13 protein-coding genes are annotated in these 15114 nt (G+C 75.2%); 6 read left to right on the top strand and 7 right to left on the bottom strand.

From position 1 onward, the window contains the following. Positions 1–25: 25 nt before the first annotated feature. The 3 genes from B9L22_RS13700 to B9L22_RS13690 all read right to left on the bottom strand — a co-directional run bounded on the left by B9L22_RS13700 (position 26) and on the right by B9L22_RS13690 (position 3286). Complete coding sequence (locus tag B9L22_RS13700; protein WP_086150796.1) at positions 26–961, bottom strand: glycine betaine ABC transporter substrate-binding protein; 936 nt, start codon at positions 959–961, stop codon at positions 26–28. Positions 962–1058: 97 nt separating this feature from the next. After that, positions 1059–1928, bottom strand: coding sequence for a proline/glycine betaine ABC transporter permease (locus B9L22_RS13695; RefSeq protein ID WP_061267508.1), 870 nt, complete (start codon positions 1926–1928; stop codon positions 1059–1061). After that, entirely contained in the window at positions 1925–3286 is a 1362-nt protein-coding gene (locus B9L22_RS13690) for a glycine betaine/L-proline ABC transporter ATP-binding protein (RefSeq protein WP_081895783.1), read from the bottom strand. The genes B9L22_RS13695 and B9L22_RS13690 overlap by 4 nt, the downstream gene beginning before the upstream one ends. Before the next feature lie 585 nt (positions 3287–3871). Between B9L22_RS13690 and ahcY the strand changes: the two genes are divergently transcribed. The 5 genes from ahcY to B9L22_RS13665 all read left to right on the top strand — a co-directional run bounded on the left by ahcY (position 3872) and on the right by B9L22_RS13665 (position 10007). Continuing rightward, on the top strand, positions 3872–5425 hold the full coding sequence (ahcY, locus tag B9L22_RS13685; protein WP_369824837.1) for an adenosylhomocysteinase: 1554 nt from the start codon (positions 3872–3874) through the stop codon (positions 5423–5425). A 40-nt stretch (positions 5426–5465) separates the two neighbouring features. After that, positions 5466–6074, top strand: coding sequence for a hypothetical protein (locus B9L22_RS13680; RefSeq protein WP_086150795.1), 609 nt, complete (start codon positions 5466–5468; stop codon positions 6072–6074). Positions 6075–6156: 82 nt separating this feature from the next. Then, on the top strand, positions 6157–7695 hold the full coding sequence (locus B9L22_RS13675) for a sensor histidine kinase (RefSeq protein ID WP_086150794.1): 1539 nt from the start codon (positions 6157–6159) through the stop codon (positions 7693–7695). A 115-nt stretch (positions 7696–7810) separates the two neighbouring features. Continuing rightward, a complete protein-coding gene (locus B9L22_RS13670; RefSeq protein WP_086151008.1) occupies positions 7811–8470 on the top strand; it encodes a response regulator transcription factor in 660 nt (219 codons plus the stop codon). Between the two features lie 184 nt (positions 8471–8654). Then, positions 8655–10007: an acyltransferase family protein gene (locus tag B9L22_RS13665; protein WP_233140119.1), complete on the top strand. Its 1353-nt coding sequence runs from the start codon at positions 8655–8657 to the stop codon at positions 10005–10007. Here the strand turns inward: B9L22_RS13665 and B9L22_RS13660 are convergent. Continuing rightward, on the bottom strand, positions 9980–10798 hold the full coding sequence (locus B9L22_RS13660; RefSeq protein WP_034654446.1) for an RDD family protein: 819 nt from the start codon (positions 10796–10798) through the stop codon (positions 9980–9982). The two genes, B9L22_RS13665 and B9L22_RS13660, sit on opposite strands and share 28 nt — an antisense overlap. Positions 10799–10884: 86 nt before the next feature. On the opposite strand from B9L22_RS13660, the gene B9L22_RS13655 reads away from it, so the two are divergent. Further along, positions 10885–11874, top strand: coding sequence for a stage II sporulation protein M (locus B9L22_RS13655; RefSeq protein WP_086150793.1), 990 nt, complete (start codon positions 10885–10887; stop codon positions 11872–11874). Between the two features lie 15 nt (positions 11875–11889). Here the strand turns inward: B9L22_RS13655 and B9L22_RS13650 are convergent, their stop codons facing one another. From B9L22_RS13650 to B9L22_RS13645, 3 genes are all read right to left on the bottom strand, one after another. Continuing rightward, positions 11890–13200, bottom strand: coding sequence for a winged helix DNA-binding domain-containing protein (locus tag B9L22_RS13650; RefSeq protein ID WP_086150792.1), 1311 nt, complete (start codon positions 13198–13200; stop codon positions 11890–11892). Between the two features lie 7 nt (positions 13201–13207). Continuing rightward, the gene (locus B9L22_RS20635) at positions 13208–13330 is read right to left on the bottom strand and encodes a hypothetical protein (protein ID WP_255179365.1); all 123 of its coding nucleotides are present in this window, start codon (positions 13328–13330) and stop codon (positions 13208–13210) included. Between the two features lie 484 nt (positions 13331–13814). Beyond that, positions 13815–15107: a DUF58 domain-containing protein gene (locus B9L22_RS13645; RefSeq protein ID WP_086150791.1), complete on the bottom strand. Its 1293-nt coding sequence runs from the start codon at positions 15105–15107 to the stop codon at positions 13815–13817. Positions 15108–15114: the final 7 nt, after the last annotated feature.

Raw genomic sequence — 15114 nt, 5'->3', positions numbered from 1 at the left:
CCGTCGGAGCGCGGGTGGTCGGGCGTCAGACGCCCGCGGCCTCCTTGAGGTCGTCGACGAACGTCGGGTTCTCCTCGAGCCACGCCTCGACGGCGGCCTGCTCGTCGGCGTACTCGTCGGAGTTGAACATCATGTTCTCGAGCGAGAACAGCTGCTCGTCGTCGAGGGAGAACGCGCCGAGCATCTTCGTCAGCGTCGGGTAGCGCTCCTCGAAGTCGGCCGAGCCCCACATGTGGATCTTCTCCGCCTCGCCGAGCGCGCCCTCGGGGTCCTCGAGGTCGCGGACGGGGAACTCGTCGTAGGCCCAGTGCGGGCGCCACAGCGTGACCGCGATGTTCTCGCCGCTGTCGGTCGCGCCCTTGAGCTCGGCGAGCATCGCGGGGGTGGAGGAGATGGAGTAGTCCATGTCCTCGAGGCCGTAGGTGGGGATGACCTGGTCCTGGGTGATCTCGGTGAGGCCGGCGCCCGCCTCGATGCCGACGAGCTTGTTGCCGTACTCGTCGGACATGGCCGCGAGGTCCTCGAGGGACTGCGCGGGGGAGTCCTCGTTCACGGCGATGGTGAGCTTGGCGTCGTCGTACCAGTAGCCGAGGTCGGTGATCTCGCCGCCGTACTTCTTCTCGTACGACGCGTGCGTGTAGGGCAGCCAGACGTCGAGCGTGAGGTCGAAGTCCCCGCCGACGAGGCCGGTGTAGACGACGCCGACGTCGGCGGTCTGCGTCGACACGTCGTAGCCCTCGTCCTCGAGGATGGTGGTCCACAGGTGGGAGACGGCGATGCCCTCGTCCCAGCCGGACGGGATGCCGATGGAGACCGACGTCTCGTCCTCGCCGGTGGAGGAGGCGCCGTCGCCGGAGCCGCCCGAGCCGGAGTCGGACGCGCAGCCGGTGAGCGCGAGGCCGAGGACGGCGGTCGCGGCGACGGCGGCGGTGCGGGTGGTGCGCTTGCGTGCGGGGGTCATGCGTTCCTTCCGTGGGCCGGGGGGCCCGGTCGGGGTGCCCGACGGCGGGTGCGTGGGCAGGGTCCCGGCGTGCGGCCGGGGACGGTGGGTGGCGCGGTCAGACGCGCGCCGCGGCGAGGGCGCGCGCCACGGGGGCGCGGTCGCCGAGCGCGGAGGTCACGCGGTCGAGGAACATCGCGAGGATGACGACGGCGAGGCCCGCCTCGAACCCGAGCGCCACGTCGACGCGCTGGAGCGCGGCGACGACGTCCTCGCCCAGGCCGCCGGCGCCGACCATGCCGGCGATGACGACCATGGAGAGCGAGAGCATGATGACCTGGTTGACGCCCGCCATGATCGTCGGCAGGGCGAGCGGGAGCTGGATCTGGCGCAGGATGCGGCCGGGGGTCGAGCCGAACGCCTGGCCGGCCTCGACCACCTCCTTGTCGACCTGCCGGATGCCCAGCTCGGTGAACCGGACGCCGGGCGCCATGGCGAAGACGATCGTCGCGATGATCCCGGGCACGGGCCCGGTGAGGAAGATGACGACGGTCGGGATGAGGTAGACGAACGCCGGCATCGTCTGCATGAAGTCGAGCACGGGCCGCACGACGGCGGAGACGCGGTCGTTGCGCGCGGCCCAGATGCCGAGCGGGATCGCGATGGCGATCGCGAGGACGGCGGACAGCAGGACGAGCGCGAGGGTGTCCATCGCGTTGTCCCACTGGTTCACGCCCGCGATGAGGACGAAGCCGACGAGGGTGCCGACCGCGAGCCGCCAGCCCTTGACGAAGAACGCCAGCGCGGCGAGGGCGATCGCGACGACCCAGAACGGCGGGCCGGACAGCACGGCGTCGAGCCCGTCGTAGACGCCCACGAGGACGTCCTTGATGAACCGGAAGAGCGGGCGGAACGTGGTGGTGACCCAGCCGACGAAGGCGTCGACCCACTCTCCGAGCGGGATGCGGGGGACGAGGGTGTCGTTCACGCGGCACCGCCTTCGGTCGGGGCGGCCGCGAGCGGGGCGGAGCCCTCCGCCGGCGCGTCCTGGACGACGGGCGTCTGCCCGAGGTCGATCTCGCCGGTCTTCGGCTGGTCGCCGGGGACCATGGCCTCGAGGAGCGTGACGCGGGGGACGACGCCGACGAGGCGGCCCTGCTCGTCCGTGACCGCGACGGGCAGCGGCGACTCCGCGGCGGGGGCGAAGACCTCCGCGAGCGGGGTGTCGGGGGAGACGGGCGCGACGCCCTGGCGCACGAGCCCGTCGAGGCTGTCCTGGCCCTTCTTCAGGGCGGCGACCGCGTCCTCGTCGCGCACGACGCCCTGGAGGCGGCGCTGGCGGTCGACGACGTACGCGGCCGAGACCTGCGCCTCGCGCATCGTGCGGCTCGCCTGGCGGGGACCGCCGGAGAGCGGGACGACGACGGCGGGGCGCACCATGACGGACGACGCCGTGAGGACGCGCGTGCGGTCCACGTCGGCGACGAACTGGGCGACGTAGTCGTTCGCGGGGTCGGACAGGATCTGCTCGGCGGTGCCGATCTGCACGATCCGGCCGTCGCGCATGACGGCGATCCGGTCCCCGAGGTGCATCGCCTCGTTGAGGTCGTGCGTGATGAAGACGATGGTCTTGCCGAGCGTCTGCTGGAGCTCGAGGAGCTGCTCCTGCATCTCGCGCCGGATGAGCGGGTCGAGCGCGGAGAACGCCTCGTCCATGAGCAGGACGTCGGTGTCGGCGGCGAGCGCGCGGGCGAGCCCGACGCGCTGGCGCATGCCGCCGGAGAGCTGCGAGGGCAGGGAGTCCTCCCAGCCGCCGAGCCCGACGAGGCCGAGCGCGGTGCGGGCCTTCTCGCGGCGCTCCGCCTTGCCGACGCCCTGGATCTCCAGGGGGTAGGCGGCGTTGTCGAGCACCGTGCGGTGGGGCAGGAGCGCGAAGTGCTGGAAGACCATCGACACGTGCTTGCGGCGCAGCGCGCGCATCTGCTTGGCGTCGGCCTGCGCGAGGTCCGTGCCGCCGAGCAGCACGTGCCCGGACGTCGGCTTCCACAGCCCGTTGAGCATGCGGATGAGCGTCGACTTGCCGGAGCCCGAGAGGCCCATGACGACGAAGATCTCGCCCTGCTTCACGTCGAACGACGCGTCGATGACCGCGGCGGTGCCGAGCGGCTTGACGTCGTCGCGGCTCGCGCCCTGCTCGAGGCGGCGGATCGCCTCGACGGGGCGGCGCCCGAAGACCTTGTAGACGTCGCGGACCGAGAGCGCGGTCGCGCGGTCGTCGGTGCCGACGGTCGCGGCACCGGCGTGCGCGGCCGGGTCGGTCGGCACGGGTGTGCTGAGAGCTGTCATGCGGTGGGTGTCGCCACCTTCCGGTCGTGGACCAGCGTCACGCCCCTCCGGAGCACCCGGGTGCGGGCGCTCGACGAGAGGGCACGGCAGGAGGCCCCGGGTGCGAGGACGTCCTCCCTGGGGTGGCGCGTCCGGCCGGTTGCCCCCGCAGGGGCCGGCGCACACAGGGCCTCACGCTGATCCGATGTCAATCGGTTCGCGCCCACCCTGCCTGATTCGAGGTTCAACTTCTACCCAGGACCCCCGCACCGGGGGCGATTCCAGGACGATTCTTGACCGAACATCGTTGGAATGGCGCGGATGACGGCGGAACCGGGATCGTTATCCCTTCGTGATCTTGAGATGGTCAAGCGTTCGTGTTACGCGCGCGCCCGGGCGCGCGCGCCGGACGAACGGTGGTGCTGCGGGACCGGGCGGTCCGCGCCCCGGCCGGACGGCGTCGTCCTCGGTAGGCTGGGACCGGGCGGGCCGCGGTCCCGTCCCGCGCGGACGGGAGCCCCCAGCGCAGCAACCGACCAGTCATCGGCAGCCACCGCGGAGCCGGCACCACCGGCTCCGCCGGCACCGAGAACGCACAGGAGAACCATGTCCACCACAGCGCAGGCCCCGACCTCCGGCGCCACCCCCGGCTTCGACGAGATCCCCGGCCGGTACAAGGTCCGCGACCTGTCCCTGGCCGAGGCGGGCCGCCACCAGCTCCGCCTCGCCGAGCACGAGATGCCCGGTCTCATGGCGCTGCGCGCCGAGTACGGGGAGTCGCAGCCGCTCGCGGGCGCCCGCATCGCCGGCTCCCTGCACATGACCGTGCAGACGGCCGTCCTCATCGAGACGCTCGTCGCGCTCGGCGCCCAGGTGCGCTGGGCGAGCTGCAACATCTTCTCGACGCAGGACGAGGCGGCGGCCGCCGTCGTCGTCGGGCCGCACGGCACGCCCGAGGACCCGCAGGGCGTCCCGGTGTTCGCGTGGAAGGGCGAGAGCCTCGAGGAGTACTGGGACTGCACCGAGCAGATCCTCGTGTGGCCGGGGGACGAGTCGCCCAACCTCATCCTCGACGACGGCGGCGACGCCACGATGCTCGTCCACCTGGGCCTGCAGTACGAGCGCGCGGGCGTCGTCCCGCCGGACACGCTCCCGGGCGAGCCGGACCACACCCACGAGATGAACGTCGTGCGCGGGGTGCTGCGCCGCGCGCTCGAGGCCGACCCGCTGCGCTGGACGACGATCGCGCAGGAGATCCAGGGCGTCACCGAGGAGACGACGACGGGCGTGCACCGCCTCTACCAGCTCGCCGAGTCGGGCGAGCTGCTCTTCCCGGCGATCAACGTCAACGACTCGGTCACCAAGTCGAAGTTCGACAACAAGTACGGCATCCGCCACTCGCTGCCCGACGGCATCAACCGCGCGACCGACGTCCTCATGGGCGGCAAGGTCGCGTTCGTCGCGGGCTACGGCGACGTCGGCAAGGGCGCGGCCGAGGCGTTCCGCGGCCAGGGCGCGCGCGTCATCGTGTCCGAGGTCGACCCGATCTGCGCGCTCCAGGCCGCGATGGACGGCTACCAGGTCGCCCGGATCGAGGACGTGCTCGGCGAGGCCGACTTCTTCATCACGACCACGGGCAACAAGGACGTCATCCGCGCCGAGCACCTCGTCGCGATGAAGGACAAGGCCGTCGTCGGCAACATCGGCCACTTCGACAACGAGATCGACATGGCCGGCCTCGCCGAGGTGCCCGGGGTGTCGCGCACCGAGATCAAGCCCCAGGTCCACGAGTGGACGTTCGCGGAGCCGGGCCCCGACGGCCAGCCCGCGGGCCGCTCGGTCGTCGTGCTGTCCGAGGGCCGCCTGCTCAACCTGGGGAACGCGACGGGCCACCCGTCGTTCGTCATGAGCAACTCGTTCTCGAACCAGGTGATCGGCCAGATCGAGCTCTACCGGGACGCCACGGCCGCCGCGCGCGAGGGGCGCGAGCGCGCCTACGCGCGCCAGGTCTACCGGCTGCCCAAGGTGCTCGACGAGAAGGTCGCGCGCCTGCACCTCGACGCGCTCGGCGTCCGGCTCACCGAGCTCTCGCCGTCCCAGGCGGACTACCTGGGCGTCCCCGTCGAGGGGCCGTACAAGCCGGAGCACTACCGCTACTGAGCACTGCCCCGAGTCGTCCGGCACGCGCCGAGGAGGTCGCATGGACCCGTCGTCCGACGAGCGCACGCCGGTCGTGCCCTCGCCCCCCGCGGGCGAGGGCACGGCGGGGCCGGCCGACGAGGTGCGCGACGAGCCGCCGCCCGGCCGGGTGCGGCCGCTGTGGCACCGCGTGGGCGACCGCTGGGAGCGCGAGCCCCCGCACGACCTCCTGTACGGCGCGATCGTCGCGGGCTTCGTCATGGCGGTCTCCAGCGTGCACGCCCCGACGGGCGACCGCGTCGTGCTCGCGACGTCCCTCGTGGCGGTGGGCTACTGGCTCGCGCACTGCTACGTGGACGCGGTGAGCGGACGCTTCCACGACACCGGGCACTCGCTGTGGGGCCGCACGGTCGTCGCGCTGCGGTCCAACGTCGGGGTGCTGCTCGGCGCGCTCCCCGGGATCGTCGTGTACCTCGTGGCGCTCGCGGCCGGGCTCGACGCCGAGGGTGCCGCCCTCGTCGCGGTGTGGTTCACCGTCGTCCTGCTCGGCGTGGTGGGGTTCCTCGCCGCGTACCGCGCGGGGGCGCGCGGAGGCCTGCTGGTGGGGGAGACGCTGCTCGCCGCGGCGTTCGGCGGCGTGGTCATCGCGGTCAAGTACCTGCTGCACTGACGGCAGGCACGGGGGTTGTCCCCACCCGGGTGCGGCGGACGCCACCCTGTCGTCGCCGCACGCGCGCGCCCAGACTGGCACCATGACTGCCGTGACCCCTGACCAGCCGAGCGTCGTGCCCGCGGGCGATCCCTCGCCGGGCGTGCCCGACGCGGTCGTGCCGACGACGCCGCACCCCTCCGCGGTGCCGTCGTCGCCCGCGGCGCCGTCGGACCCCTCGGCGTCCTCCGTGGCCGCCGCGCCCGGGGTCCCGGGCGCGTTCGCGGGCTCGCAGCCCGACCCGCGGTACGTGGACCACCGCGAGCGGGTCGGCTTCGCGCGCGCACCGTTCGCGGGGCGCACGTGGCGCGAGTACGGGTACCTCTCGCTCGCGCTCCTGCTGGCGCCCTTCGCGTTCTCCTACGGGCTGTTCTCCGTGGTCTTCCTCGTCGCGATGATCGTGCCGGTCCTGGGCCTCGTCGTCGCGGGGTGGGTCGTGGTGGGCGGGCGCGGCTGGGGCTCGATGTACCGGTCGCTCGCGCGGTCCCTGCTCGGGGTCGACGTCGCCGCCCCCGCCCCGTACACGCGCCGCCGCGGCTTCTGGAGCACGCTGTGGAGCGGGATCGGCGACGGCACGGGGTGGCGGGCCGTGCTGTTCCTCCTCGTGACGTTCCCGCTCGCCATCCTGTCCTTCGTCGTGAGCACGGTCTTCCTCGCCGTCGGGCTGGGCGGCATGACGCACTGGATCTGGTCGCGCTGGCTCCCGCTGCAGCAGGCCGCCGACGGGACGTGGCACCGCGGGGCGCAGATCGGCGTCGACTGGTACGTCGACACCCCGGCGCGCCAGCTCGGCCTCGTGCTCGTCGGGGCGCTCTTCCTCTGGGTCTGGCCGCACGTCACGCGCGCGTTCGCGCACCTCTTCCGCGTGCTCACCGTGGCGCTGCTCGGCCCCACGCTGTCCAGCCTGCGCGTCGCCGACCTCGAGGAGTCGCGCGGCCGCACGGTCGAGGACGCCGACGCGAAGCTGCGCCGCATCGAGCGGGACCTGCACGACGGCACCCAGGCGCGCCTCGTCGCCGTCGCGATGCAGCTCGGCGAGGCCAAGGAGCAGCTCGCGGCGGGCGGCGACGCGGGCGACGCGCTCGAGCTCGTCGACCTCGCGCACTCGTCGACCAAGGAGGCGCTGGTCGAGCTCCGCGAGCTCGCGCGCGGCATCCACCCGCCCGCGCTCGACAACGGCCTCGCGGTCGCGCTCGAGACCCTCGCGGCGCGCTCGCCGCTGCCGGTGACGGTCGACGTCGACCCGGCCGTCGAGGCGTCCGGCCGGCTCGCCCCCGCGGTCGAGTCGATCGCGTACTTCTGCGTCGCCGAGCTCGTGACGAACGCGGTCAAGCACGCGCGCGCGTCGGGCGTGTACGTGCTCGTGGAGCGCCAGGGCGGCGGCCGGGGGGCCCGCCTGCGCCTGCGGGTGCGCGACGACGGCCAGGGCGGCGCGCGCGTCGTGCAGCCGGGCTCCGACGGTCACCGCTCGGGGCTCGCGGGCCTCGCGGAGCGCGTGCGCTCCGTGGACGGCTCGCTCGAGCTCACGAGCCCCGTCGGCGGGCCGACGGTCGTCACGGTCCTCCTGCCCGTCCGGGTCTGACGTGCTGCGCGCGAACTGGACGGTCCTGCCCGAGCGGCGTGGCGGCGTCGGGCAGGATGTCGCCGGGGCACCGCGCCCGCCCGGGCCGCCCGGCCCACCCGACCGGAAGGACACCATGCGGCTCGTCATCGCCGAGGACTCCGCCATCCTGCGCGACGGTCTCGTCGCGCTCGTCACCCGCCGCGGCCACGAGGTCGCGGCGGCGGTCGCGGACGGCGACGAGCTCGTCGCGCAGGTCGCGCGGCTCGCGGCGCAGGACGCGCTGCCGGACGTCGCCGTCGTCGACATCCGCATGCCCCCGACGTTCACGGACGAGGGGCTGCGCGCCGCCCTCACGCTGCGCGCGGCGCACCCCGACCTCGGGGTGCTGCTGTTCTCCCAGTACGTCGAGACGCGGTTCGCGAGCGAGCTGCTCACGGGCGGGGCGCGCGGCGTCGGCTACCTCCTCAAGGACCGGGTCGCGGACGTCGGCGAGTTCGTCGACGCGCTCACGCGCATCGCCGCGGGCCAGACCGTCCTCGACCCGGAGGTCGTGAGCCAGCTCATGGGCGCGTCGCGGTCCGACGACGGTCTCGCGCGCCTCACGCCGCGCGAGACCGAGGTGCTCGAGCTCATGGCGCAGGGCCGGTCGAACTCCGCCATCGCGGAGGCCCTGTTCCTCTCGTACGGCGCGGTCGAGAAGAACGTCACCTCGATCTTCGGCAAGCTCGGGCTGCCGCAGGACGCCGGCGACCACCGCCGCGTCCTCGCGGTGCTGCGCTACCTCAAGGTCTGAGCGGCTCTCAGAGGGGCTCCAGGTCTCAGCGGCTCCAGGTCCGAGCGGCGGGGGACAACCCCCCGGAACCTGGGTGGACGACCGCGACGCGGTCGGGGGACCGTCCCGTACCGGGACGAAGGGGATGTTTCGAGACTGGTGAGCACCGGGAGACCTCCCGGGCCCGCCGACCGAGGAGCATCCCGTGGCCGTCCTGTCGCCACCCCCCGCCCGACCCCGCGCGTCGTCGCCCGTCCTCCCGGCCGCGCGCCGGACCGGGGACGGCGGCCCGCCCGCCCCGCGCCCGGACCGGCCCGGCGCGGCGGCCGCGGCGGGCGAGGGACCGCGTCGCCCGTCGCGCGACGTGTTCGTCGACGCCGTGCGCGCCGTCGCTACCCAGAGCGTCCTCACGGTGCACTGGCTCATGGCGGACGCGACGTGGGACGGCGAGCAGCTCCGGATCGGGAACGCCCTCGCGCACGGCGCCGGGTGGGCCGTGACGTGGGTGCTCCAGGTGCTCGCCCTGCTGTTCTTCGCTGCGGGCGCCTCGGCGGCGTACGGGCTGCGGCGTGCCGGCGGCCCTGGCGGGACCGCGGCCCGGGGCCGGGTCGTGACCCGCCCGAGCGCCGTCGCCGACCTGGCCGACGGCGTCCGCCTCGCGGGCGCCCGGCTACCGCGCCTGCTGCGGCCGGTGGCCGTCTTCGTCGGGGCGTGGGTGGTCGCCGTCGGCGTCCTGCTGGCCGTCGGGCTCCCGGCCGACGCCGTCCGCTCGCTCGCGACGCTGGCGCCGCAGCTCCTGTGGTTCCTCGCGGTCTACCTCGGTCTCGTCGTGCTCACGCCGCTCCTGCGTCGGGCGCTGCACGCCGCCGGCTGGTGGGCCGTCGCCGGGCTCGCGGCGGCCCCGCTCGTGGTCGAGGCCCTGCGGTTCGGCGCCGGGCTCGAGCGGCTCGCGCTCGTGAACGTGGTGCTCGTGTGGGCCGTGCCCTACGCGGTCGGGCTCCTCTACGCCGACGCCCGCTCGGGCCTGCGGGTCGTGCGCCGGGGCCGCGTCGTCCCGGTCGCCGTCGTGCCGCGCCCCCGCGTGCTCGTGGCCGTCGGGCTCGCCGCGGCGGCCCTCGCCGCCCTGCTCGTCGCCGTCGGGCCCTACCCGGTCTCGCTCATCGGCATGCCGGGCGACGCGATGTCCAACCTCGGGCCGCCGACCGCGCCCGTCGTGCTGCACGCCGTCGCGCTCGTCGCGCTCGCGCTCGCCGCGCGGGGACCGCTCGTGCGCTGGGCCGACGGCCGGGGACGGTCCGTCGTCCGCGGTCTCGCGCGACGCTCGATGACCGTGTACCTGTGGCACCTCACCGCGATGGTGGTCGTGGTCGGGGTCGTCCTCGTGGTGCTCGGGCAGGAGCTCCCGGCCGTGGGCGGCGCCGACTGGTGGGCGAGCCGGCCCGTCTGGTTCGGTGCGTTCGCCCTCGTGCTCGTCGGGATCGCGCGCGTCGTCGGGCGCTTCGAGGACGCTCCGACGGGCCGCCGCGCGCGTCAGCGCGTCGGGTCGGGCACCGAGTAGGGGAGCCGGTGGAGCAGCTCGGCCTGCTCCCGCGCGGCGGCCTGCGCACGGTGGGCCGTCGCGCGGTCCCGGTCGCGGCGCTCGGTGAGCACGGCGAGCAGGAACGTCTCGGGGTGGGTGCCGGGCGGCGGGCCCGGAGCGACGTACCGCTCGACCTGCCCCGCGAGCTCCTGGCCCAGCCGCGCGCGCGACGCCGGGTGCAGGCGGTCGGCGCGCCCGAGGAACTGCCGGGCGGCCAGCGCGAGGCCGTCCGGCAGCCGGCGCATGTCCGCGTGCGCGGCCCACGCGGCGAGGTAGGGCGGCATCGCGAGCGGGGCGAGCGTCGGTCGTCCGCCCCGCACCCGGATCGCGTACGTGCCCGCCGCCATGTCGCCGAGCCGCTTGCCCTTGTCGTTCGTCAGCGACGCGACGAGCGCGACCGAGCCGAACGTCAGCCAGATCTCACCGACCCCGACGAGCGCCCGCAGGAACGCGTGCCGGAACCGGACCGGGCCGCCGTCGTCGCGCACGACCCGGATGCCGAGCGCGAGCTTGCCGAGCGAGCGCCCGCGCGAGAGCGTCTCGACCGTCGTCGGGATGACGACCATGACGAGGACCGAGAACGCGATGAGGATCGCGGTGACCAGGTCGAGCTCGAGCGAGCCCAGCGAGGCGCCGAGCACGAAGAGCGTCGCGACGAAGAACACGAGCACGACGAGCAGGTCGAGCGCGAGCGCCAGCCCGCGCGTCACGAACGACGCCGGTCGCGCGTCCAGGACCACGCCCTCGCCGATCACGATGCCCTCGCGCACGCCCGCTCCCGTCCTCGCCGTCGCGGGTCCTGCCCGCCCGTCGGTCGGCGCACCGGCGGCACGCCCCGTGTGGCAGGGTATCGGTCGTGGACCTCGACGCCTTCACCGACGTGCACGGCGCGGAGTGGGACCGCCTCGACGCGCTCGTCCGCCGCCGCACGCTCGACGGCGCGGAGGCCGACGAGCTCGTCCGGCTCTACCAGGCCGTCGCGACGCACCTGTCGACCGTGCGCTCCGTCGCTCCGGACCCGGTGCTCATCTCGCGCCTGTCCGTGCTCCTCGGGCGCGCCCGCACGCGCATCGCGGGGGCGCACGAGCCGGCGTGGCGCGACGTCGTGCGGTTCCTCACGGTGTCCCTCCCGGCCGCGCTCTACCGGATCCGGTGGTGGTCGGTCGGCGTGACCGCGGCGTGCCTCCTCGTCGCGGTCGTCGCGGGCGTCTGGGTCGCGACGACGCCCGAGGGCCTCGCCTCCATGGGCCCGCCCAGCGTCCAGGAGGAGTACGTGAACGACGCGTTCGCGTCCTACTACGACCCGGGCGTCGACTTCGCCGCCGTCGTGTGGACGAACAACGCGCGGATCGCGGCCTTCTGCGTGGGCCTCGGGATCACGGGGGTGTTCCCCGCGTGGGTCCTGTTCCAGAACGCGGTCGGCATCGGCTCGATCGGCGGCATGATGGCCGCGCACGGCGAGCTCGCGCTCTTCCTCCAGCTCATCGCGCCCCACGGGCTGCTCGAGCTCATGTCGATCTTCGTCGCCGGCGCCGCCGGGCTGCGGATCTTCTGGGCGTGGATCGACCCCGGCCCCCTGCCGCGCTCGCGCGCCCTCGCGCAGGAGGGCCGGGCGCTCGTCACCGTCGCGATCGGCCTCGCGATCGCGCTCGCGGTCTCCGGCGTCATCGAGGGGTTCGTCACCGGGTCGGAGCTGCCGTGGTGGCTCAAGATCGCCATCGGGGCGGTCGCGCTCGCGGCGTTCTGGGTCTACACGATCGTGCTCGGCCGCCGCGCGGTCCGGGCCGGGGAGACGGGCGACCTCACGGCCGACCACGCGGGCGACACCGCCCCAGTCGCGGCCTGACCCGGGACGCCCGGGTCAGCCGTCGACGACGACGCGCGCCCGCGCGTCCGGCCACCCGCACCGCACCCAGTCCTCGGCGCGCGCGACGACCTCGTCGCGCACCGCGGGGTCGCGCAGGCGGTCGGCGAGGCTCGGGGCCTCGTCGCCGGACGCGCCGGGGCCGCTCCGTGCGCGCAGCGGCCGCACCTCGACGTGCACGACGACGTCCGTCCCGTCGGCCGGGCGCGTCCCGTCGGCCGGGTCCGCCGCTCGGGCGCTGGGGGTTCCCGGGGCCGCTGCTCGGGCGCTGCGCGCCGCCGGTGCCGCCGGGCGGACCGTCCAGGCGCCCGCGACGCGGCCGTCGACGAGGACCACCGCCGCGAACTGACCGTTGACGCTCACGACGCTCGTGACCGGCAGGTCCCCGAGGACGCGCGTGCGGTCGTCGTGGGACAGGAGCAGGTTGTCGAAGTCGCCCGCGAGCACCACGGGCACGGGCTCGTCGCCCGGCGGGCGTGGCGCGTCGGGCAGGTCGAGGACCTCGGTGCCGGCCGGGCCGGTGAACGTCACGAGCTCCGGTCGCAGCACGTCGACCGCGGCGCGCAGCCGGGTCAGGCCCGCCCAGCGCTGCGCGTCGGCCACCGACGCCGGGCCGAACGCGGCGAGGTACCGGCGCACGAGCCGCACGCGCGCCGCGAGCGTCGCGTCCGGGTCCGTGCCGTGCGCGACGGCGTCGAGGGCGTCGTCGGCCCGACCGAGCCAGGCCTGCGCCGTCGTCCAGGTGGTCGTCGTGCCCGCGCCGCTCGCGCCCCACAGGCCGCGGGGCGGGACCTGCACGAGCGGGAGGAGGCAGCGCGCCGCGTACGCGAGGTGCTTCGGGTCGACGTCGGGCCAGCGCTCCGCGAGGCGCCGCCCCAGCTCGACCGACGTCAGCGGCTCCGCGAGCAGGTCGCGCGCCGCGCGCTCGAGGTCGTCGAGGTCGACGTGCGCGAGCGCGGTCCCGTGCTGGTTCCGCGACCGCAGGTAGGTCGCCAGGCCGGGGCGGGCGAGCGCCGTCAGCTCGAGCGCGTCGTCGGCCGCGACGAGGTGCACCGTGCCGCGCAGCGTCGCGACGCGCACCACCTGGCGGTCGAGCAGGCGGTCGCCCAGGTCGTCCGGCGCGAAGCCCGCCAGGCGCGACCAGAGCGCCGGGTACGGCGACGACGGGACCTGCGACTGCAGGCCGACGAGGTGGCGCACCTCGTCCAGCACGGTCGCGTCGCGCGGTGCCGCGAGGTGCTGGCGGGCGAGCAGCGCCCGGTTGAGGTCGTCGTGGCTCAGCCGCGGCCCGAACCGCTCGTCGGCCATCGGCCCGTCAGGACAGGACGATCGCGAGCGCCGGGACGAGGAACGTCGCGAGCAGCGCCACCACGACGATGATCGCGACGCGACGGTTGCGCCGGACGCGCTGCCGGGGATCGGTCGGCTGCCAGGCCACGGGAGTCTCCTGAGGTCGGGATGGACGTGCTGGACGACCCTACCTCCCGCCCCTGACGGTCGGGGGAGAGGGGCCCCTGAACCACCTCCCGCGAGGTAGAGCCGTGGTTCCGCGAGGTAGAGCGGTGGTTCCGCCAGGTAGAGGCGTGGTCGCCCAGGATGGGCCTGCCCACGCTCGAAGGGACGACGACGTCGCGCCACCTCAGACGGGTTGCGCGCCGACCGGATGGTCGTGGCGCCCGACCGGGCGCTTCTGGTGGCCCGGGGCCGCAGACGGAGCCGGGATCCCTGCTCGGCGAACCCGGGCACCCTCGTCCCGTGAGACCAGGCCTCTACCTCGCGCGGCCTCGGCTCTACCTCGCGCGGCCTCGGCTCTACCTCGTGGGACGACGCCTCTACCTCGTGGGACCACGCCTCTACCTCGTGGGACCGTGGCTCTACCTCGCGCGACCACCGGCTCCGGCTCGGTGGCTCCCGGCGGGTGCTCAGAGGCGGCCGGCCGCCTTGAGCGCGAGGTAGGTGTCGGCGAGCCGGGGGGCGAGGTCGTCGGGGAGGGCGTCGACGACCTCGACGCCGCGCTGGCGCAGGACCGTCGTCACGGCGGCGCGCTCGATCTCGCCGCGCGCGGCGGCCGCGGCGTCGTACACCTCGGCGGTCCCGGTGCGGTCGCCGCGCAGGGCGGCGACCTCCGGGTCGCCCGCCGCGGCGAGCACGACCTGGTGCTTGGCCGTGAGCTGCCCGACGACGGGCAGCAGGCCGGACTCGACGGCGGCGGCGTCGAGCGTCGACAGGAGCACGACGAGCGCGCGCTGCGACAGGCGCTCGTGGACGGTGCCGACGAGGCCGGGCCAGTCGGTCTCGAGGAGCGCGGGCTCGAGCGGCGCGAGGGCGTCCGCCATGGCGGGCATGAGGCGCGGCCCGGCGGCCCCTGCGACGCGCGAGCGCACGGTGCGGTCGTAGGCGACGAGCTCGACGCGGTCCCCGGCGCGCCCCGCGAGGGCGGCCAGCAGGAGCGCCGCCTCGATGCTCGCGTCGAGGCGCGGCGCGTCGCCGACGCGCGCCGCGGACGTGCGGGACGTGTCGACGACGATGAGCACGCGGCGGTCGCGCTCGGGCCGCCACGTGCGCACGACCATGTCCCGGCCGCGCGCCGACGCGCGCCAGTCGATCGAGCGGACGTCGTCGCCGAGCACGTACTCTCGCAGCGAGTCGAACTCGGTGCCCTCGCCGCGCACCTGCACCGCGGCGCGCCCGTCCATCTCGCGCAGGCGCGCGAGGCGGCTCGGGAGGTGGCGTCGCGACGCGAACTCGGGGAGCACGCGCAGCCGCCCGGGCACGGGGATCGACGCCTGGCGCGCGGCGAGCCGCAGCGGGCCGAACGAGCGGATCGTCACGCGGTCCGCGACGCGCTCGCCGCGGCGCGTCGGGACGAGCACGGTCGTCACGCGCGTCGCCTCGCCCGGCGGCAGGTCGACGGCGTGCCGGTTGACCTGGGTCCCCGCGGACGGCGGCCACGCGTCGCGCACGAGCGCGCGCAGCCGCCGCGGGGCGAGGTTCGTCAGCGTGAGCCGGGACGCCGTCGCGTCGGTGAGCCGCACGGAGCCCGCGACGCGCCGCTCGATCGCGACGCGCCGCGGGGACGCCGCGAGGGCCGCGTCGAGCACGCACAGCGCGACGACGAGCAGCGTCCACACGAGCACCGTCCCCGGCACGGGGACGAGCAGCACGGGGACGATCCCGAGCGCCGCCAGCACGACGGCGCGCCACGTCAGGGCCACGAGCGAC

It is taken from the genome of Cellulosimicrobium sp. KWT-B (assembly GCF_002127155.1).
Taxonomy (GTDB): domain Bacteria; phylum Actinomycetota; class Actinomycetes; order Actinomycetales; family Cellulomonadaceae; genus Cellulosimicrobium; species Cellulosimicrobium funkei.
This window is presented reverse-complemented; position numbering and strand designations above follow the sequence as displayed.

Bases quoted from the DNA above. Each gene is read 5' to 3' on its own strand.
- B9L22_RS13700 (WP_086150796.1), bottom strand. From the start codon at position 961: ATGACCCCCGCACGCAAGCGCACCACCCGCACCGCCGCCGTCGCCGCG.
- B9L22_RS13690 (WP_081895783.1), bottom strand. From the start codon at position 3,286: ATGACAGCTCTCAGCACACCCGTGCCGACCGACCCGGCCGCGCACGCC.
- ahcY (WP_369824837.1), top strand. From the start codon at position 3,872: ATGTCCACCACAGCGCAGGCCCCGACCTCCGGCGCCACCCCCGGCTTC.
- B9L22_RS13680 (WP_086150795.1), top strand. From the start codon at position 5,466: ATGGACCCGTCGTCCGACGAGCGCACGCCGGTCGTGCCCTCGCCCCCC.
- B9L22_RS13675 (WP_086150794.1), top strand. From the start codon at position 6,157: ATGACTGCCGTGACCCCTGACCAGCCGAGCGTCGTGCCCGCGGGCGAT.
- B9L22_RS13670 (WP_086151008.1), top strand. From the start codon at position 7,811: ATGCGGCTCGTCATCGCCGAGGACTCCGCCATCCTGCGCGACGGTCTC.
- B9L22_RS13650 (WP_086150792.1), bottom strand. From the start codon at position 13,200: ATGGCCGACGAGCGGTTCGGGCCGCGGCTGAGCCACGACGACCTCAAC.